This is a genomic window from Austwickia chelonae, from assembly GCF_003391095.1.
GTDB lineage: Bacteria > Actinomycetota > Actinomycetes > Actinomycetales > Dermatophilaceae > Austwickia > Austwickia chelonae_A.
In genome coordinates this window covers 1061635-1081315 of record NZ_CP031447.1, presented here as the reverse complement: position 1 = coordinate 1081315, position 19681 = coordinate 1061635, and the positions used below count along the sequence as shown (strand labels likewise).

Annotated in this window: 17 protein-coding genes; 8 read left to right on the top strand and 9 right to left on the bottom strand. The window is 63.7% G+C overall.

What is annotated here, in order from left to right; genetic code table 11:
• Window positions 1–59 precede the first annotated feature (59 nt).
• The 5 genes from DX923_RS16110 (at window position 60) to DX923_RS04750 (ending at window position 3687) form a co-directional block, all read left to right on the top strand.
• A complete protein-coding gene (locus DX923_RS16110) occupies window positions 60–716 on the top strand; it encodes a hypothetical protein (protein WP_162872781.1) in 657 nt (218 codons plus the stop codon).
• Window positions 717–864: 148 nt separating this feature from the next.
• Complete coding sequence (locus DX923_RS16105; protein WP_162872780.1) at window positions 865–1425, top strand: copper chaperone PCu(A)C; 561 nt, start codon at window positions 865–867, stop codon at window positions 1423–1425.
• Window positions 1422–2687 (top strand): Dyp-type peroxidase, encoded by a 1266-nt coding sequence (locus DX923_RS04760; protein WP_116113072.1) that lies wholly within the window; start codon window positions 1422–1424, stop codon window positions 2685–2687. The genes DX923_RS16105 and DX923_RS04760 overlap by 4 nt, the downstream gene beginning before the upstream one ends.
• Window positions 2688–2839: 152 nt before the next feature.
• Entirely contained in the window at window positions 2840–3337 is a 498-nt protein-coding gene (tpx, locus tag DX923_RS04755; protein WP_116113071.1) for a thiol peroxidase, read from the top strand.
• 11 nt (window positions 3338–3348) lie between these two features.
• On the top strand, window positions 3349–3687 hold the full coding sequence (locus tag DX923_RS04750; protein ID WP_116113069.1) for a hypothetical protein: 339 nt from the start codon (window positions 3349–3351) through the stop codon (window positions 3685–3687).
• 25 nt (window positions 3688–3712) lie between these two features.
• On the opposite strand, the gene DX923_RS04745 is transcribed toward DX923_RS04750, so the two are convergent.
• Complete coding sequence (locus DX923_RS04745; protein WP_162872779.1) at window positions 3713–4225, bottom strand: GNAT family N-acetyltransferase; 513 nt, start codon at window positions 4223–4225, stop codon at window positions 3713–3715.
• A gap of 132 nt (window positions 4226–4357) precedes the next feature.
• On the opposite strand from DX923_RS04745, the gene DX923_RS04740 reads away from it, so the two are divergent.
• Together DX923_RS04740 and bluB are read left to right on the top strand one after the other, a co-directional pair.
• Window positions 4358–6259 (top strand): alpha-amylase family protein, encoded by a 1902-nt coding sequence (locus DX923_RS04740; RefSeq protein ID WP_116113066.1) that lies wholly within the window; start codon window positions 4358–4360, stop codon window positions 6257–6259.
• Window positions 6260–6307: 48 nt separating this feature from the next.
• Window positions 6308–8101 (top strand): 5,6-dimethylbenzimidazole synthase, encoded by a 1794-nt coding sequence (gene bluB / locus DX923_RS04735; RefSeq protein WP_116113064.1) that lies wholly within the window; start codon window positions 6308–6310, stop codon window positions 8099–8101.
• Between the two features lie 25 nt (window positions 8102–8126).
• On the opposite strand, the gene DX923_RS04730 is transcribed toward bluB, so the two are convergent.
• The 3 genes from DX923_RS04730 to DX923_RS04720 are packed head-to-tail and all read right to left on the bottom strand — an operon-like array spanning window position 8127 to window position 11055.
• Window positions 8127–9056 carry an aldose 1-epimerase family protein gene (locus DX923_RS04730; protein WP_116113063.1) on the bottom strand — a complete coding sequence of 310 codons (930 nt, stop codon included), beginning with the start codon at window positions 9054–9056 and terminating at the stop codon, window positions 8127–8129.
• On the bottom strand, window positions 9053–10255 hold the full coding sequence (gene galK / locus DX923_RS04725) for a galactokinase (RefSeq protein WP_240322746.1): 1203 nt from the start codon (window positions 10253–10255) through the stop codon (window positions 9053–9055). The genes DX923_RS04730 and galK overlap by 4 nt, the downstream gene beginning before the upstream one ends.
• A gap of 14 nt (window positions 10256–10269) precedes the next feature.
• On the bottom strand, window positions 10270–11055 hold the full coding sequence (locus tag DX923_RS04720; protein ID WP_116113059.1) for a sulfite exporter TauE/SafE family protein: 786 nt from the start codon (window positions 11053–11055) through the stop codon (window positions 10270–10272).
• Window positions 11056–11377: 322 nt separating this feature from the next.
• Here DX923_RS04720 and DX923_RS04715 point away from each other — a divergent pair, with 322 nt between their 5' ends.
• Window positions 11378–12811, top strand: a complete 1434-nt coding sequence (locus DX923_RS04715) for a nucleobase:cation symporter-2 family protein (protein ID WP_116113058.1) — start codon at window positions 11378–11380, stop codon at window positions 12809–12811.
• Between the two features lie 140 nt (window positions 12812–12951).
• Here DX923_RS04715 and DX923_RS04710 read toward each other — a convergent pair whose 3' ends face one another.
• The 5 genes from DX923_RS04710 to dxr form a co-directional block, all read right to left on the bottom strand.
• Window positions 12952–14751 (bottom strand): proline--tRNA ligase, encoded by a 1800-nt coding sequence (locus DX923_RS04710; RefSeq protein ID WP_116113056.1) that lies wholly within the window; start codon window positions 14749–14751, stop codon window positions 12952–12954.
• A gap of 164 nt (window positions 14752–14915) precedes the next feature.
• Complete coding sequence (locus tag DX923_RS04705) at window positions 14916–15764, bottom strand: DUF4081 domain-containing GNAT family N-acetyltransferase (RefSeq protein WP_116116161.1); 849 nt, start codon at window positions 15762–15764, stop codon at window positions 14916–14918.
• Window positions 15765–15792: 28 nt separating this feature from the next.
• Entirely contained in the window at window positions 15793–16950 is a 1158-nt protein-coding gene (gene ispG, locus DX923_RS04700; RefSeq protein ID WP_116113054.1) for a flavodoxin-dependent (E)-4-hydroxy-3-methylbut-2-enyl-diphosphate synthase, read from the bottom strand.
• 60 nt (window positions 16951–17010) lie between these two features.
• Complete coding sequence (locus DX923_RS04695; RefSeq protein ID WP_162873094.1) at window positions 17011–18363, bottom strand: site-2 protease family protein; 1353 nt, start codon at window positions 18361–18363, stop codon at window positions 17011–17013.
• Between the two features lie 23 nt (window positions 18364–18386).
• On the bottom strand, window positions 18387–19628 hold the full coding sequence (gene dxr, locus DX923_RS04690) for a 1-deoxy-D-xylulose-5-phosphate reductoisomerase (protein WP_116113051.1): 1242 nt from the start codon (window positions 19626–19628) through the stop codon (window positions 18387–18389).
• Between the last annotated feature and the right edge of the window lie 53 nt (window positions 19629–19681).

Here is a 19681-nt window from a genome sequence, read left to right as displayed (position 1 = left end):
GTCCAAAAAGCCCAGGTCGCTCTGCCCCGATCGGGCTTCCCGGACACTAACCTGTCCGCATGGTCCACCCCGCCCGCGGACAGCTGCGACTGACACGCCTCGGTGTCTTCGTCGCGTCCTGCGTCCTGTTGGGCGCGTTCGGGCACGCTCATGGAGGAGGTCATGCGCCTGCTCCGGCGACACTGGTCCTGGCCGTCGTCCCGCTCACGCTCACCGGCTTGTGGTTCACCAAGGCCGAGCGCGGCGTCTTCTCCTTGTTCACCGCACTGAGCCTCGTCCAGAGCGCATTGCATCTGTTCCTCCACCTGTCGCACGCGCACACACCGGCCCGCGCGCTATCAGGTCCTTCCCATCACCTGCATCCGCCACGACCCAACGGACCTCTGCACTCTGATCACGAACAGGTCGTCACCGCTGCGGCTTCCTCCATAGAGATAGCCCAGCTACTCCCCTCCGCCCAGATGCTCTATGCCCATCTGCTGGCCATCGCCGTCACCGCTGCATTACTCGGCTGGGGAGAACGTTCACTGTGGGCAGCAGCCAGAAGGCTCCTGCGCCCGTTCCCCCGCCTCATCACCCCGACGATTCCCTCTCAGACTCTGGCGCCTTGCGTCCAGGTACTCGTCCACCTCGGACGGGATGTCCTCGCCATGGCCCCCGTGCGGGGTCCGCCCAAGGGCTTCCGGACAAACCTTCCCGTCGCAATCCCGTTCTGAGAACCAGGGCGAGCCGATCCAGTTCGTCAACGAACGGCCTATGGCCACTCCTCCCGGACCAGCCATCGACATCAGAGCGGACAAGCGGGGAAACGTCATGTCCGGACACCAGACCCGTCGACGGACAACCACAGAGGACGAACAACCCATGACGACACACACCCGACTCCTCACCCTGGCCTGCTGTGCCGCCCTGGCCCTGGCTGGTTGTGGCCAGCCCCAGGCAGAGAAGAAAACCGCAGCCACAACGACCAGCGAGCCCAACAGCTCGACAGCTCAAGACTCCTCCGGACTCACCGTGAGTGATGCCTGGGTCAAGGCAGCTCCGGAGCTCTCTCCCGACTCCATGACAGGCGCCTTCGGCCGGATCAAGAACACCACCGACCGGAACATCACGATCACCAAAGCCGAGCAGGACGCCTCGATGATGACCGAGCTCCACGAAACCGTCATGATCGACGGCAAGAAAGCCATGCGAGAGATCAAGGACGGCTTCGTCATCAAGGCAGGACAGACCTTGGAGCTCAAGCCCTACGACAACCACATCATGCTGATGAAGATGACCCGGGCCCTGCCCATCGGCGCAGAAGTGAAATTCACGCTACACACCAAAGACGGTAAGACCATGCAATTCACTGCCCCGGCGAAACAATTCACTGCTCCACCAGAGAACTACCACTCTTCCACCCCGACAGCGACCACAAAGTGACGTCGTCCACCTCTGCCAACACACCCTCCGCCGAGAACCACTCCGGAATCTCCCGGCGTCGGATTCTCGGCGGGGGCGCCGTCGCCGCCGGCAGCGCCCTCGCCGGCGGCGTCCTCGGCCATGCCTGGAGCACCTCGACCGCCACGCCTGACAGCAGCACACCCGCTCACTCCGTCCCACTGCACGGTCATCGAAAAGAACCCTTCCACGGCAAACACCAGTCCGGCATCCTGACCGGGCAGCAGGCCCACGGCAGCTTCGTCGGGTTGAACCTGCGTCGGGGAAGCCGACGCGACGACGTGATCGCTCTCCTACGAATGCTCAGCGACGACGCAGCACGGCTCACCCAAGGCCGGCCACCGCTAGGTGCTCTGGAGGACGACATCGCGAAGCTTCCAGCACGACTCACCGTGACCTTCGGCTTCGGAAAAGGCCTCTTCGAGGCCATCGGAAAACCCGATTCCATACCCCCTGCGCTCGCCACGCTGCCAGCCTTCGACACTGATCGACTCCGTCCCGAGTGGGGCCAGACCGACCTGGTGCTCCAGATCTGCTCAGAAGAGCCGATCACCCTTTCCTATGCCCGACGGCGCCTCGTCCGCGATGCCGCCGCCTTCGCCACCGTCGCCTGGGTCCAGACCGGCTTCGGCAATGCCCCCGGCACAGAACCAGCCGGCAACACCCCACGCAACCTGATGGGAATGCGGGATGGCACCGCCAATGAGTCCGATCCAGCACATAGTTCCGCCGTCGTCTGGAGTACCGACCCTGCCTACCCCTGGCTCGTCGGCGGATCCCATCTGGTCATCCGCCGCATGTCCATCGAGATGGAGGCCTGGGACGACATCGAGGTCGCGGCCAAGGAAGAAGCCTTCGGGCGGCGGATCTCCGACGGCGCTCCCCTCACCGGAAAACATGAAAAGGACCCTGTCGACCGTCTCGCGAAGAACTCCGACGGATTCCCCGTCATCAACCCCGCAGCCCATGCCGCTCGCGCCCAACCACGCAACGAAAGTGAACGGATGATGCGGCGCGCCTACAACTATGACGTCGGACTCACCCCAGAGGGAAAAACGGACGTGGGGCTGATCTTCGTCTGCTACCAGAAGGACGTCGCCACCGCCTTCGTCCCTGTCCAGCGGCGCCTGGCCGACAGCGACCTGCTCAACCTGTGGGCCCATCACATCGGTTCGGCTTCCTACGCCGTCCCACCGGGCGCAGGAACCGGTGAGTACATCGGACAACCTCTGCTCGAGAGCTGACCAGGACGCCTGGTGGTCGTGGATCTGCCGCAGAGCCACGACCACCAGGCGTCGATCAGGCTGTTCGACCGCCGACCGCGATGAGAAGGTCCTCCTGCTCCTGCCCAGCGCTCCCAAGGGCACAGCCCAGCTACGTCTGCTAGACAGAGCCCATGGCTACCACCGCATTCAAAGGCACCCCTGTCCAGACCGTCGGCGATCTTCCTGCACAAGGCGCTACGGCTCCCGCCTTCGCCTTGGTCGGAACCGATCTCTCCGAGGTGACCTCAGCCTCCCTTCAGGGCCGACGCATCGTTCTGAACATCTTCCCCAGCATCGACACCGGTGTCTGCGCGACCTCCGTACGCAAATTCAACGAGATGGCCTCCTCGCTGGAGAACACCGTCGTCGTCTGCGCCTCGGCCGATCTGCCCTTCGCCCTGGGACGGTTCTGCGGGGCGGAGGGAATCGCCGAGGTCGTCACGGCGAGTTGCTTCCGAAGCCGCTTCGGGCAGGACTACGGGATCACCATGATCGACGGCCCCCTCGCCGGACTTCTCGCCCGCTGCGTCATCGTCATCGACGGCGACGGCACAGTGCTTCACTCGCAGATCGTGCCGGAAATCGCCCAGGAGCCCGACTACGACGCCGCGCTCGCCAGCCTGCGCTGAGGAATGCGCCCATGAGCGACCGTGACGAACTCGTCGTCATCGTGGTCTTCGCTCCGGTAGAGGCGGCGGACGCCGTCCGTGCAGCCGCCGCCTCTACCGGAGCAGGCGGCATCGGCGCCTATCATGCCTGCAGTTTTACCGCGAACGGAGTGGGGCGTTTCACCCCCGAGGAAGGTGCCGACCCGGCCATCGGTTCAATCGGTTCTCCGGAGGTCGTCGAGGAAGAACGGATCGAAGTCGTCTGCCCGCGTCGCTCCGCCCGTGCAGTACTGGAAGCGATGATCACAGCCCACCCTTACGAAGAGGTGGCACATCATGTGTACGCGACCATTCCCCGCGATGCGCTCTGACGACGTCGGGAGAACATTCCCACTGTCACGAATCCGATCGGCCGAGTCTACGTTCCATCACGAGGAAAGGACCGCCGGATTCGAAGCCTTCCGCGCTGTAAAGAGGCCGCCCTTGTTCGGTGGCATAAAGGTGGACCCGGCCTGCTCCCTGCTGGTGAGCCCACTGCGTGGCCGCGCGTAAGAGAGAACGCCCCACACCTCGTCCTCTGAACTCTGGTGATGTACACATATCGGCGACATAGGCCACCCGACCGCTGCTCCCCGGGATAGGGAGCCGCTGGTCAACAGCCACGGTGACACAGCCCAGGAGGGTTCCCTCCCGCTCGGGATCGTCCACCACGAAGGAGGAAAAACCAGGGTTGGCGAGCAGATTCCGATAGATCTGCGCACACCGTCGAGGCCATTCCGGTTCGACGGCAAGATCGACAGGGAAAGGCCAGGCCTGAAAGATCAAGGTCTTCAGTCGGACGAACTCCTCGGCGTCAGCATCGCAGGCACGACGCACCGGGAATTCAGTCTGACTTGTCCGTCTCGCCACAGCGGCAGGATAACGGCCGGTGAATAGATCAGAAAGATATCCACGCCCCAGAGAATTCTCGAGAAAAATGTTCGATCTCTTTGTGTCCGTGGCTGATCGGCTTTATTCACTGCTGTCCGGCACTATGGATCCATGGCCGTGCAGAAGCCTGACACCGACGTCTTCTACCAGGCGCGACATCAGCGGTGGTGGCCCGATGTCCTCTCCGGGCTACGCGATGTCTACGGAGAGCAGGCCGAATCCATCGCCGAGAAGCTGGCTGCCATAGCGGCGCAAGCCCACGCAGCACGTAGCGCAGAACTCCGGCTCCTCGACTACGAACGACTGCTTGCTCCCGACCACATCGCTCGACCACAAATGATCGGCTACGCCACATACACCGAACGCTTCGCCGGTGACCTACGTGGAGTCGCCGATCGGCTCGGATACCTGGAAGAGCTGGGCGTCACCTACCTCCACCTCATGCCGATCTTCCTGCCCAGGGAAGGCGAACACGATGGCGGCTACGCCATAGCCGATCATCAGACGGTCCGACCTGATCTGGGAACCCTCGAAGACCTACGTGAACTCACCGCCCAGCTGCGACGTCATCAGATCAGCCTGGTACTGGATCTTGTCCTGAACCATGTCGCCGACCAACACGAATGGGCACGACGCGCCAAAGCAGGCGAGGAGAAGTACCGCCGTTACTTCCATATCTTCCCTGACCGGGAGCTCCCCGACGCCTACGAAGAACATCTCCCCGAAGTCTTTCCGAAGTTCTCCCCGGGAAATTTCACCTGGGACGACCAACTCGACGGGTGGGTCTGGACGACCTTCAACTCCTATCAATGGGACGTCAACTGGGCGAACCCCGATGTCCTGTGCGAGTACGTAGAACTCATCTTCTTCTTAGCCAATCTCGGCGTGGAAATCCTGCGTCTGGACGCCCTCGCCTTCTTGTGGAAACGCTTGGGCACCGACTGTCAGGGACAAGCAGAGGTGCATTCCATCACGCAGGTGCTGCGCGCGCTGTCCCGGATCGTATGCCCTGCGGTTTCTTTCCAAGCCGAAGCCATCGTCAGCCCAGAGAAACTACCCGCCTATCTAGGGCAAGGTCGGTGGACGGGCAAGGTCAGCAACTTGGCCTATCACAACAGTCTCATGGTGCAGATCTGGTCGGCTCTGGCCACGAAGGATGCCCGGCTGGCAGCTCGGGTCCTGGCAGCGATGCCGCCGATGCCGGATGGCGCGGTATGGGTGACCTATCTGAGGTGCCATGACGATATCGGGTGGGCCATCGACGACGGTGATGCGGCGCGAGTGGGCTGGCACGGGCCAACCCACCGAGCATTCCTGTCCGACTGGTTCTCCGGGGAATTCCCTGGCTCACGAGCGCGAGGGGCCATCTTCCAGCATCATCCGCACAGCGGTGACCGGAGAATCTGCGGAACTGCTGCCTCGTTGATCGGGCTGCAGGCGGCCGAAGAGGAAGGGAATGTCCACGCTGCGGTGCAAGACCTGGCCGCGCTCCGTCTGGCCCATGCCGTGATCTACGGGTGGGGTGGGATCCCTGTGCTCTGGAGTGGCGATGAGCTGGCTTTGCTCAACGACCCGTGCTGGGAGCGAGAAGAAGGTCATGCGGCCGACCTCAGGTGGGTCCACCGTCCGAGGGTGACCGAGGCGAAGATCGCCTACCGCCACGATCGGACCACATCCGAGGGGATCGCTTTCACCGATCTGGCCGCTTTGGCGGCAGTTCGATGCCGGCTGCCTCAGCTGCATGCCGGGGTGCCTACAGCGGTGGACGAGTTGTACGACTCAGGAGTCCTTCCGGTGCGCCGGTCTCATCCGGTCGGCACCATGTTGCAGCTCTATAACGTGACCCCGGACTGGCGTTTCCATCCCGGCGCCAGGTTGGCCGCTCTCGGGCTTTCTCGCTGTGTGGACGCGCTCACCGGGCAGGAGGTCCGACCTGGATCGGACGGCCGGGTCTGGCTGCCACCGTTCGCCGTATGGTGGCTGGTGCCGCAGGAAGAGCAGAGAGACACGTAGGCGGAAGTTCCCCATGCCGAGGGCTTCTGCGCCAGTAGGTTGATCGTCATGACCGGCGAAATAACGATCAATACTGCTGACGGACGACGAGTATCCTGGCCCCGACCGGTACCCACGGTCGGTGACCGTTCCAGCGCTCGGGAACGAGCTGAGGACCTGCGTGGGTGGGCTTTCCCTCAGGACGAGGTCGACGCTCTGGCTCGGATCGTCGCAGCTCGTAGAGATATCCGCCGGTTCCGGCCCGACCCGGTGCCCGATGAGCTGGTTCAGCAGGTCGTCGCTTCCGGGCATTTGGGGCCCTCGGTCGGACACTGCCAACCTTGGCGGTTCATCGTGGTCTCCGACCCCCGTACTCGCGAGCGCGCAGCAGCCATGGCCGATTCCTTGCGTTTGCAGCAGGCGGCAGGTTTGCAGGAGGATCGCGCGCAGCGTCTTCTGGACCTCAAGCTGGAAGGTTTACGTGAGGCTCCCCTAGGTGTGGTCGTGGCCTGCGATCGCCGGGCCCCGGCCGAAGGTGTGTTGGGTAGGGCGTCCTTCCCTGACGCCGATCTGTGGAGCTGTGCCTGTGCCATCGAGAACATGTGGTTGACCGCTCGGGCGCATGGTCTGGGTATGGGTTGGGTGACTTTGTTCCGGCCCGAAGAACTCGCCGAGCTCCTCCATCTGCCCGACGGTGTCCAGACGCTGGGGTGGCTTTGTCTGGGGTGGCCAGACGAACGTCCCCCGGAACCGGGGCTGCAGCGAGCCGCGTGGAGTCGTCGTCTCCCCTTGGACGAGGTGATCCTGCGTGAACGGTGGCCTCAGGAGAACGGTCGGTCTCCCGAGCCGCCGCTCCATTACTTACGGTCCCCCGACCAGGCCAGGGTCGTCTCAGCCACCGATGAAGCCGACGCTCTGTTGTCCCCGCCAGGGTCCTTGGGCGTCTTGGATCGCGCCTTGGATCGTGTGGTCGCTGCTGGTGCAGGGAACACCGAAGGAGGAAGTCTGATCCTGGTTGGAGCCGATCATCGGGTTGCTCGTCTCGGAGTCTCGGCCTATGCGCCATCGGTGACCCGAGATGTGATGTCCGCGGCGGTGGCCGGGGAATCGATGGGTGCCGCGGCGGCGTCCGGGGCCGGGCTCGACCTGATCGTGGTCGACGCCGGAGTCGAGGGTGGACCGGTAGCCGGGGCCAGGGATTTCCGACCGGTCGGTGAAAGGTCGGGTGGAGATCTGATGCATGAGGATCCGTTGTCTCGGGCCCAGGTCGAGCAGCTGATCTCAGCAGGACGGTCTCTTGGCGTCGAGGCTGCAGTCAACGGGCTGGTGGCTCTCGGGGAGGTCGGGGTCGGGAATACAACAGTGGCGGCGGCGCTCAGTTGCGCCATGACCAGCATGGCGACGGAGGATGCCGTCGGCCTGGGTGCGGGGTCGGATGCTGCCATCGTGGCACGCAAGGTCGAGGTCGTTTCAGCGGCTCTGTCCCGGATGGCCCAGGCCGGGCGGCTCGGGGAGGACGCCGACCCGGTCGATCTGCTCGCCGGGCTCGGTGGTGCCGAGTTCGCGGTGTTGACCGGGGTGATCCTCGGCGCGTCTTCAGCTGGTACCGGAATCGTGTTGGACGGGCTGGCCACCTGCGTACCGGCGTTGCTGGCCAGGCAGCTCGAGCCAGGCGTCCATGCTTACCTGGTGGGCGGGCAGCAGAGCAGGGAACGCGCCCACGGCGTCATCCTGCGGGAGCTGGGGCTGGAGCCTTTGTTGAGCCTACGGTTACGCGCTGGTGAAGGTATCGGCGCTTCCATGGCCGCGTCCATGGTGGTTCAGGGTCTCCGGATGCGGCGGGTGGCCGGCCGTACACGATGACCGTCGGTCAGGTTTCCGGCCGGGTTCACAGTGTTTCCAGGGATCCGGTCGGGACCATTTCCAGGGTGTAACCGATGTGGTGTTGCTCGCCTGGCGCCACATGGATCAGGCGACGGCCGGTCCGCAAGGCGTCTGCGGTACAGGACATCGGCTCCGCGGCCAGGCCCTGCCGAGAACGCCCTCCTGGCATCCCGTCCCCGGTGCAGATCTGCCAGCAGCACACGCCATTGCGTGCTCGGCAGATGATACGGGTACCGTCCGGGCGAATGAGACGGACCGAGGACCCCGCTGTGGACAGCCCGACGAAGCCGTCGTCGATGACGGTCCGTCCCAATCTGCGCGGACGTCGGAAGTCGAGGCGATCCGGGATCTGTGTCTCCCGGACCGGCAGCAGTCTCTGGTCCGTCTCCACCCAGCGGTCTGCTTCGACCTGTAGTGAGCATTCGTCGATCTGGGAGGGGCCCGGGGAGAGCCACGGGTGGAAACCCACTCCGTAGGGCGCTGTGCGATCGCTCTGGTTCTGAGTGGTCACGTCGACATCCAGGCCGTGCTCGCCCAAGCAGTAGGTGATCCGGCTGCTGATCAGGAAGGGGTAGCCGGAGCGAGGAACCAGATCCAACCGCAGAGTCACCGACTCCGGACGGGTGACGGCCATTTCCCAGCGGGTGTGCAGAACCAGCCCGTGGTTGGCATTGCCACGTTCCGGTTCATTCAACGGCAACTGGTAAGTGACACCTTCGAAGTCGTATCTACCGGCGCCTAGTCTGTTGGGCCAAGGTAGGAGAACCGCGCCGTGCACGGCAGGGGGCAGTTCGTCCCGCGCGAACGGCATGATCACATCGTCACCGTCGACCTCGTACCGACGCAGAACCGCTCCGACCTCGGTGACGACCGCACGCTGCCTGCCGTACCGGATCTCGAATTGTTGCCCCGTCGGGTCACCCCGGCCAGTCATGCGACCCGGCTGGCTGCAGCTGCAGCCAGTGCTCGATGGAACCGGGGACGGGGCAGTCCTTGAGAACACGCAGCGCCCTCGATCACAGACACGATCCGTTCGACGTCATCGTCCTCGGCCAGAACGATCGCGCTCCCTCCGAATCCGCCCCCGGTCATCCGTGCCCCGAAGGCACCTGCGGATTGAGCGCTGTCGACGACGACGTCGAGTTCGTGGCAACTCACTTCGTAGTCCTCCCGCAGGGAACGGTGGGAGTCGTTCATGAGCTGACCGACCTGTGCCCAGCGACGAGCGGCCAGATGATCGACCGTGCGGCGGACGCGGTCGATCTCGGTGACGACATGAGCGACCCTACGGCGGGCCAGGTCGCTCTCCAAGCGGCGTAGCGCTTCGGGCAGATCCTCGACCTCGCGCAGGGTGGAAACCTCTAATTGTTGAGCGGCTTCTTCACACGTACGTCGACGCTCGGCGTACTGTCCGTCGACGAGAGAATGCGGGGCTCGGGTGTCGACGACCAACAAGGTCATCCCCGCCTTCGGTAGGTCCAGCGGTACATGATCGACCTGACCGGATCGGCAGTCGAGGAGGAGCGCGTGCCCGTCCTGAGCGCGGAGGGAAACGGTCTGGTCCATCCCTCCGGTGGGGGCTCCGACGACCTCGTTCTCTGCCCGGATACACAGGTCAGCGAGCCGGGCACGGGCTACGTCGTCAGTAGGTTGCCCTGCAGTCTGGGCGAGCGCCAACGCCATCGAGCAGGCCACTGCTGCTGACGAGGACAGCCCCGCTCCCACAGGTACGCAGGAGACGATCGCGGCATCGAAGCCTCCGGCATCAAGGCCTTCCTGTCGGAAGGACCAGGCAGGTCCGGCGCAGTAGGCCGGCCATCCGGAAAGCCCACCGGGACGCACCAGGTCCTTCGTGCCGATCCAGCTCCCTTCTCCAGGAAGATCGGTCGCCATTCGGACGATATCGTCCGTGCGAGAGCGGAAGGCTAGATAGGCCCGATGTGGCAACGCGATCGGCAAGCAAAGCCCACCGTTGTAGTCAGTGTGCTCTCCGATGATGTTGACCCGCCCAGGTGCAGCCCAGACTCCGGCCGGCTGCTCGTCGAAATGCTCTCGGAACAGTCGAACTGCCCGTTCGCTGCCGGTGGCGAGCTCCCAGGCGGTGTCTTTTCCGTTCACACGGCCGTCAATCAACTTGTCGCCTCAATTCATCCGAAGAACTGTTGCCAGACGTCCGCGCCGATCTTCAAGATGAAGGCCGCGAGAACCACGATGAAGACCGCTCTGACGAAAGCATGCCCTCTGGAAACGGCCGCCCGCGCTCCGAGGTAACCACCGACGACGTTGGCGAGCCCCATGGGCAGTGCGACCTGCCACAGCACGGCGTTCTGTGGGATGAACACCACCAGCGCAGCAAGGTTGGTCGCGAGATTGGCCAGTTTGGCCAGCGCAGTGGCGTTCAGGAAGGCATATCCGAGGACGCCCACTAAGAGGAAGACGAAGAAGGACCCGGTCCCCGGCCCGAGCGCTCCGTCCCAGATACCTACGGCTACGCCGATTGCCCCAGCTCCGGAAGCATGCCTCAGCCCACGGTGCCGTAGTGCTTCCACGCTACCGAGCGACGGCTTCCACAGCGTGTAGGCCCCGACGCTCAACAGAACGGCCAGGACCAGCGGAGAGAAAGCAGATTTTGGGATCATCGAGGCCAGCATCGCTCCAACTGTTGAGCCGATGAAAGCGCAGATGACCAAAGGAATCGCTGCAGCTGGATCCGGACGAACCCTGCGGACATAGGTTGCGGCGCTGGCTATGGTGCCACAGGCGGAGGAGAACTTATTGGTGGCCAGAAGGTAGACCGGGGCAGCCTGCGGAAGAGCAACCATGAGCGCGGGAAGTTGGACGAGACCTCCACCTCCGACCACAGCGTCGATCCACCCGGCGAAGAAGGCAGCTGCGGTCAACGACAGCAGGACCGTCAGCGAAATCTCGTCCACGTCAGTCACCTTAAAGGAGGATAGGTCTCGGCCCGGTCCTCTTCCCTGGCGATCAGGACACGCCGAACATGGGGCATTCCGGTCTTATGGACTTATCGGTGATATCCTTCGGCGCGGCGCTCCCGGGTAAAAGCCCTCTCCTCAGGCACAGTGTTCTCACAAGCACTTGTCAAGACGGGAGCGCTCGTCGTTGAGCCCACGTCGGTGACAGTCCGTTCCCGTCTTCACGCGTGTTCGGGCAAGGGAGCCCCTGTGGAATCCAGCGCGCCCCAGACGCTGACTCGGCGGAATCGGCCGTGCCGCGCACATCTGGAGGTGCATCATGACCAATGTCGTCCACTCTGATCAGAACGCCAAGGTCCATCCTGTCGATGAGGTTCTCCCCGTCCCTAAACTGGCGATCTACGGTCTTCAACACGTACTCGCTTTCTACGCAGGTGCTGTCATCGTCCCGATCCTGCTGGCGAGCGCGATCGGGCTGAACCAGGAACAGCTCATCCACCTGATTAACGCTGACCTGTTGACCTGCGGCATAGCCTCCATCATCCAGTCGGCCGGTTTCTGGAAAGTCGGGGTACGTCTCCCGCTCGTCCAAGGTGTCACCTTCACCGCCGTCTCACCGATGATCGCCATCGGTCTCGCGGCCGGCGGTGGCGAACAAGGCTTGGTCACCATCTACGGGTCGGTGATCGTCGCCGGGTTGTTCACCTTCTTCATCGCTCCGTACTTCAGCAAATTGATTCGCTTCTTCCCCCCTGTGGTCACCGGGTCGGTCATCCTCATCATCGGTATCGCGCTGCTCCCGGTTGCTGCTCTCGACGCCACCAACCGGGTCGGAGCGTCGGCCGATGTCTCCGCGAAGGATCTGGGGTACGCGATCGGCACTCTCGCGCTGATCGTGCTCGTACAGCGTTTCTTCAGAGGCTTCTTGGGGACGATCGCTGTCCTGATCGGCCTGGTCACCGGCACCGCTGTGGCCTACCTCCTGGGTGATGCCCGCTTCGATGCGCTCGGCCAATCCTCCTGGTTCGGGGTGACTACGCCCTTCTACTTCGGCTGGCCGGTCTTCTCCGCTGCCGCGATCATCTCCATGATCGTCGTCATGTTGATCACTGCGGTGGAGACCACCGGTGATGTCTTCGCCACCGGTGAGATCGTCGACAAGAAGATCGAGTCAGAGGACATTGCCCGCGCGCTGCGCGCAGACGGGGCTGCAACTTTCCTCGGCGGGGTCTTGAACTCTTTCCCCTACACCTGCTTCGCCGAGAACGTCGGTCTTGTCCGGTTGACTCGGATCCAGAGCCGCTGGGTTGTCACCTCCGCTGGAGTGATCATGGTCGTCCTGGGGATGCTTCCCAAGGCTGGCGCGATCGTGGCCGGGATCCCAGCGCCTGTTCTCGGAGGCGCCGCATTGGCCATGTTCGCCACAGTCGCGGTGGTGGGTATCCAGACCCTGTCACGCGTCGATTTCACCAGCGACCGCAATATCGTGATCGTCGCCACAAGCATCGGCCTGGCCATGCTGGCCACAGCTCAGCCGAATGTGAAGACCGCTGTTCCGGAATGGGCACAGATCATCTTCGGGTCCGGAATCACCTTGGGAAGTCTGACCGCGATCTTGTTGAACCTGCTGTTCAACCACGTCGGACGTGGACCACGTGAACAGGAGAACATCGACGAGGTCCGCACCAGCGCTGCTGGGCTGGGCGAGGCGGATATCCATCGGCCACCGACAGAGCCGGGCAAAACTGCCTGACCGTTCTGGAGCAGAACCGAACCCATCGCCTTCTCGTGCCACACGCAAGGGGTGGGATCCGCCGGTCCCACTAGCGAATCCCGCCCCCTGCGGTGCCGAACCGGGTCGGTCAGGTCTTCACCAGACCGGCCCGGTCACGATCAGGCGCTTCGGACCTCCGCACACACTTCATCGACCAAGGAATCCACTCCGACCTCACGGCGTTCCCCGGACCTGCGGTCCTTGATCTCTGCCACTCCCTTCTCCAGACCCCGACCCACCACCACAATGGTGGGCACACCGATCAGCTCAGCGTCCTTGAACTTCACCCCGGGGCTGACTTTGCGGCGATCGTCAAAGACCACCTCGAGGCCGGCCTGGGACAGGTCTGCCACCAGCTCGGCAGCCCGGGAAAAGACAGCTTCGTCCTTACCTGTGGCGACGACATGTACATCAGCAGGCGCGAGCGCCCGCGGCCAGCACAGACCAGCCTCGTCCACGCTGCTCTCCGCGACCGCAGCCACTGCGCGAGAAACCCCCACCCCGTACGAGCCCATGGTGACTGTGACAAGCTTGCCGTTCTCGTCGAGGACCTTCAGCCCCAAGGCCTCTGCGTACTTGCGTCCGAGCTGGAAGATATGTCCCATCTCGATGCCGCGAGCCGTGCGCAGCACACCCTGACCATCAGGGCTGGGGTCCCCGTCCCGAACCTCCGCGGCCTGGACGACACCGTCAGCCTGGAAGTCACGTCCGAGCACCACATTGATCGCGTGGTAATCCGCCTTGTCGCCGCCGGTGACCCAGGACGACCCTTCGGCGACCGAAGGATCGAGCAGGTACCGGACGCGCTGCTGGTCGTCGTCGGCGAGCCCTGAGTTCGGTCCGAGAGGGCCGGTGCCGATGTAACCCTTGACCAGCGACGGGTAGGAGGCGAAGTCCGCCTCGGTGAAATCGTCGAGTTCGTAGGGAGCGACCTGCGCCTCCAGACGTTTCGGGTCGATCTGCCGATCACCGGGAAGCCCGATGACCAAAGGCGTCCGTGCCCCGTCACCTGCTTTGAGCATCACCACGACATGTTTGAGTGTGTCCGCAGCCGTCCAGGACCGTCCATCTGCGCGCGGGTGGTCTGCGTTCAGCCGAGCCACCAGAGCGTCGATTGTCGGAGAGTCCGGGGTGTATGCCAGTACCCTGTCCGGCGTCGCCTCGACGACCTCAGTAGGCAGCGCCTGCGCCTGAGGGATCACGACCGCTTCGACATTCGCGGCATACTCCGAGCCTTCACAACGGACAAAAGTGTCTTCGCCATTGGGGTCGACGGCCAAGAATTCCTCGCTGGCCGATCCTCCCATCGCTCCCGACATCGCCTGCACGATCACATAATCGAAACCGAGCCTGTCAAAGATGCGAATGTAAGCGGCGCGATGTGCGTCGTAGCTGTTCTGCAGCCCTGCGTCGTCGATGTCGAAGCTGTAGGAGTCCTTCATGACGAACTCCCGACCGCGCAACAGTCCGGCCCGCGGGCGTGCTTCGTCACGATACTTGGTCTGGATCTGGTAGAGCGAGAGCGGAAGATCCTTGTACGAGCTGTACAGATCCTTCACGGCAAGCGTGAACATCTCCTCGTGGGTGGGCCCGAGCAACATGTCTGCGCCCTTGCGATCCTTGACCCGGAAGAGATTGTCCCCGTATTCGGTCCACCGGTTCGTCGCTTCATAGGGTTCGCGGGGCAGCAAGGCCGGGAAGAGAAGCTCCTGGGCGCCCATGGCGTCCATCTCCTCCCGGACGACCGTTTCAACCTTACGCAGCACTCGCAGCCCCAAGGGCAACCAGGTGTATCCCCCTGGAGCGACCCTGCGGATGTACCCTGCTCGGACGAGAAGCCGATGGCCTGGTAGTTCGGCATCGGCCGGATCTTCGCGCAAGGTCCGCAGGAACAAGGTGGACATGCGCAGGACGGTCATCGATCTCTCCTCGGCTGATGGTGCGGCCCGTCCGGTGCATGAGCACCCGGTCAGGGCTCGACTGATGACCGTCAGGATATCCCGCTGCCACCATCGGCCCGCTGCGTCGGGGGCGAGCGCCGCGGGCCAAAGCGCCCAGAGGCCGGCTTCCCCTGAGTCGCTGTTCAGAAGAGGATGGTGGCGAACTCACCTACCTGACGAAAGCCCACCCTCGAGTAAGCGCGCAGCGCCGCCCTGTTGAAATCATTGACATAGAGACTGACCCACGGCGCTTCGGCTCTCGCCAGTTGCACAACCCTGGCCATCGCAGGAGCGGCCAAGCCTTCGCCACGCCGATCCGGAGCAACCCACACCCCTTGGATCTGCGCCACCCCCAACCCGATCGAGCCGATATCGGCTTTGAAGACCACCCGGCCGTCCTCGATGAGGACGAAACACTGCTTCCGGACCACCAGGCCTTGGACCGCATACCGGTAGGCGGCCTCCCCCGCTCGGTCCTGATAAGGCGGATAACCGATCTCCTCGGTGAACATGGCCACAGCTGCAGGAACGACCTGGGTCAGCTCCTCCAACCTGGCCGGACGAACCCGTCTGTCCGAGGCCACTCCCAAGCTCTCTTCGGGGCCGATTGCCAACAAAGGCTGGCGTGGCCTGATGTCCAGGGGTTCCTGCCAGGCGTGTGAGAGACCTTCCCACAACAAAGAGACCTGTGCAGACGGCCCGAAAACCGAGGAGTATCGATGTTGATGCCGTCTCAGCCGCTCCCCGAAGGCTGCCGCATCCTGCGGACCGCACTCGACGGGGATGACATTCGCAGTAGCCCAGCACAAGGCTTCCAAACGCCCCCGCGGATAGTGCCCCAGCAGTGCGCCCCTGGCTCGGTCCAGGTTGACTTCGCCCATACGAGCCACGACATAGCAGTTCGCTAAGGGATCACGCCCACAGAGCTCCAGCGCAGCCGCCCGGTCGGATTCCCCGACCGGGCGAACACTGCGAACGGCGAACGGTCTCATCGAACGTCCCGGCCGTGGGCCGACGCGGTCACCCCGCGACCGTGACCACGGGGCCGTCGCCGCCGTCGATCGGCTCACCCATCTCCTCGGCGATGATCATCGCCTGTTCAATGAGCGTCTCCACGATCGCCGCCTCCGGCACCGTCTTGATGACTTCACCGCGGACGAAGATCTGCCCCTTGCCATTACCCGAGGCCACCCCCAGGTCAGCTTCACGTGCCTCGCCGGGCCCGTTGACGACGCAGCCCATCACTGCGACCCGCAGAGGGACAGTCATCCCCTCCAACCCTGCGGTGACCTGCTCGGCCAAGGTGTAGACGTCGACCTGAGCGCGTCCACAGCTCGGGCAGGAAACGATCTCCAGCTTCCGGGGCTTCAAGCCCAGAGTCTGCAGGATCTGGTTACCGACCTTGACCTCTTCCACAGGTGGCGCGGACAAAGAGACCCGGATGGTGTCACCGATCCCCTGTGCCAACAGATGGCCGAAGGCCACGGAGGATTTGATCGTTCCTTGGAATGCCGGACCGGCCTCGGTCACTCCCAAGTGGAGCGGCCAGTCACCCTTGCTGGCCAGGAGTTCGTAAGCGCGAACCATCGTCACCACGTCGTGGTGCTTCACCGAGATCTTGAAATCGTGGAAGCCATGTTCCTCGAAGAGACCGGCCTCCCAGACCGCTGATTCGACGAGCGCTTCGGGAGTGGGCCCGCCGTATTTGGCGTAGAGACGCTTGTCGAGGCTGCCCGCGTTGACCCCGATGCGGATCGAGGTGCCATGGTCGCTGGCTGCCTTGGCGATCTCTTTCACTTTGTCATCGAACTGACGGATGTTTCCAGGGTTCACCCGAACGGCTGCGCAGCCGGCCTCGATGGCAGCGAAGACGTACTTCGGCTGGAAGTGGATGTCCGCGATGACCGGGATCTGGCTCTTCTTCGCGATCGCAGGCAAAGCGGCTGCGTCGTCCTGGCTCGGGCAAGCCACCCGGATGATGTCGCACCCCGACGCCGTCAGCTCGGCAATCTGTTGCAGGGTGGCATTGATGTCCGCGGTGACCGTGGTGGTCATCGACTGCACCGATACCGGCGCATCACCGCCGACAGCCGTCGAGCCGACCCGGATCTTGCGGGATTGACGACGCGGGTTCAGCGTGGGCGCAGGCAAGGATGGAAAGCCCAGATCAACGGTCATGCGTCCAGTATTCCAGGCAGCAGACAGTGGTTGCGTCCCTCGAACAGCCCACGGGACATCTCAGAGTTTCACCGGCTTGACCAGATCCGCATAGATCAGCAGCACCGACATGCCGATGAGCAGTATCGATACGGCATAGGCAATGGGCAGTCCCTTGGCCACATCGACATAGCCCGGGTCCGGGGCTCCCCGCAGACGAGCGATCTGACGGCGAAGCCCTTCCCAGAGCGCACCAACGACATGTCCACCGTCCAAAGGCATCAAGGGGATCAGGTTGAACACGAAGAGCGCAATGTTCAGCCCGGCCAACAACATCGCCAGGATGACCAGAAGGTCCCCTATCCCGGCCAGTCGAACCCCCATGAACTCCATGCTGCTCGCCACATCGCCAGCGACCCGGCCCACCCCTACGACCGACATGGGGCTGTCACTAGAACGCTCAGCCGAGCCGAAAGCGGCATCCCAGATCCCGACAAGTTTCTCCGGCAGGCGCAGGATCACGCCTCCGGTCTGCACCACTCCCTGAGCGACCAGACCCGGAACCACTGCTGGCGACTGCTGCTCCAATCGGGTGTTCTGCCCGGTGGACGTTCCGATATATCCGGCCTCGGTCAGGAGGAAGGAGCCGTCAGCCTGCCGCCGTGGTTCGCCCTTCTCGTCGTACTCGGGCAAGGAGTTCCGAATCGGAGTGACGGTCAAGGCCACTCGCTGGTCGCCCCGCTGCACCACGACAGGCGTCTGCTGGTCGATGCGAGGACGCACCAGCTTGCTGACATCAGAGGAGGATCGGACCGGCGAACCGTTGATCTCGACGATGACATCCTCAGCCCGCATTCCGGCCGCCGCCGCAGGGGACTTACGGTCGCTGTCCTGGCAAGTACCCCGGTCCTTGCTCTCCGTGACCGGTTTGACGCAAGCCACCACACCTTTGACCCGCGCACCGTCGATCGGGACGTGCTGTCCGTGGAGAGTGACGATCCCGCCCATGAGCACAGTGGCGATGAGCAGATTCATGAGAGGACCGCCGAGCATGACGGCGAGTTTGCGTGAGGTGCGCAGTTTGTAGAAAACCCGGTCCTCGTCGCCCGAGCTCACCTCCTGGGCAGACTGCGCGCGTGCGTCCTCGACCAGTGCCGACCAGCGCCCGGTGCTGGAGCCTCGGAGCGTGCCTTCAGGATCCCCGGGTTTCGGTGGGAACATCCCGATCATGCGGACGTAGCCGCCCAGCGGGATCGCCTTGATCCCGTACTGGGTCTCACCGATCTGCCGACTCCACAGAGTCGGGCCAAAACCAATCATGTACTGCGGACATTTCACGCCGGAGAGCTTCGCCGGCACCAGATGCCCGATTTCGTGCAGGGCGATGGACACACCGATGCCGAGGGCGATCAGTGCGACACCGAGCAGATACATCAGCACGTGGGAAAACCTTTCCGTCAGCGCGTCTCGAGCACTTGGTGGGCACGGTGCCGGGCCCACCGCTCGGCCGACAACACCTGCTCAACGTCAAGCGTCGGGCTTTCACTCCCGCCTACCGTTCTGGCCTCATTCACCAGCATGTTCTCCGGTTGACTCGCCCACTCCTCGACGACTCGGTCAACGGTGTCGACGATGTCGGTGAACCGTATGTGACCATCGTGGAAGGCGTCGACGCATTCCTCATTGGCCGCGTTGTAGACGGCGGGGAAGGTTCCCCCGGCTTCACCACATCTGCGGGCCAGCCGCACTGCGGGGAAGGCATCGTCGTCCAAGGGGAAGAACTCCCACTCCTGAGCTTTGGTCCAGTCGCAAGACGGCCCTGCATCGACCACCCGGTCCGGCCATCCCAGGCCCAGAGCGATCGGGATCAGCATCGACGGTGGGCTGGCCTGGGCCAAGGTTGACCCGTCGGTGAACTCCACCATGGAATGCACCACGGATTGCGGATGCACGACCACGTCGATCGCCGAGAAAGGGATGTCGAAGAGCAGATGTGCTTCGATGACTTCGAGCCCTTTGTTGACCAGGGTGGCTGAATTGGTCGTGACGACACGGCCCATGTCCCAGGTCGGATGCGCCAGAGCTTGGCGAGGAGTGACCTCGCGGAGTTGTTCCCCGTTCAGACCACGGAAAGGGCCGCCGCTAGCGGTGACGACGAGACGTCGCACCTCCTGGGCAGCGCCGCCACGAAGACACTGAGCAATCGCAGAGTGCTCGGAGTCCACCGGGACGATCTGGCCGGGCTTCGCCGCGGCTTTCACGATCGGCCCACCCACGATCAAAGACTCCTTGTTCGCCAAGGCCAGGATCGAGCCGGCACGCAGCGCCGCCAACGTCGGCATCAAACCGATCGAACCGGTGATCCCGTTGAGGACGACATCGCTCGGCAGTCCCGCGATCTCCGTGGACGCCGCTTCACCGACGATCAGGGTCGGCCGATAGCACTCGACGCCTTGAGCGCGGGCTGCAGATTCGACAGCAGCTCGCAATTCTTCAGAGGAACCCCGAGCAGTTCCGATCGTCGGTACCCGGAAAGCTACGGCTTGTCGCGCCAAGAGGCCCAGGTCGCTACCGCCCGCACTGAGCGCGACGACCCGGAAACGCTCCGGGTTGCGCCCGATCACGTCCAGGGCTTGAGTACCGATCGAACCGGTGGATCCCAGGATGACGATGTCCCGGATGCTGTTCTGCGTGCTCACCGGGCAATTCTCCCCTACCGATCGGGGACGCAGCTCCCGACCCGGCTCCGACA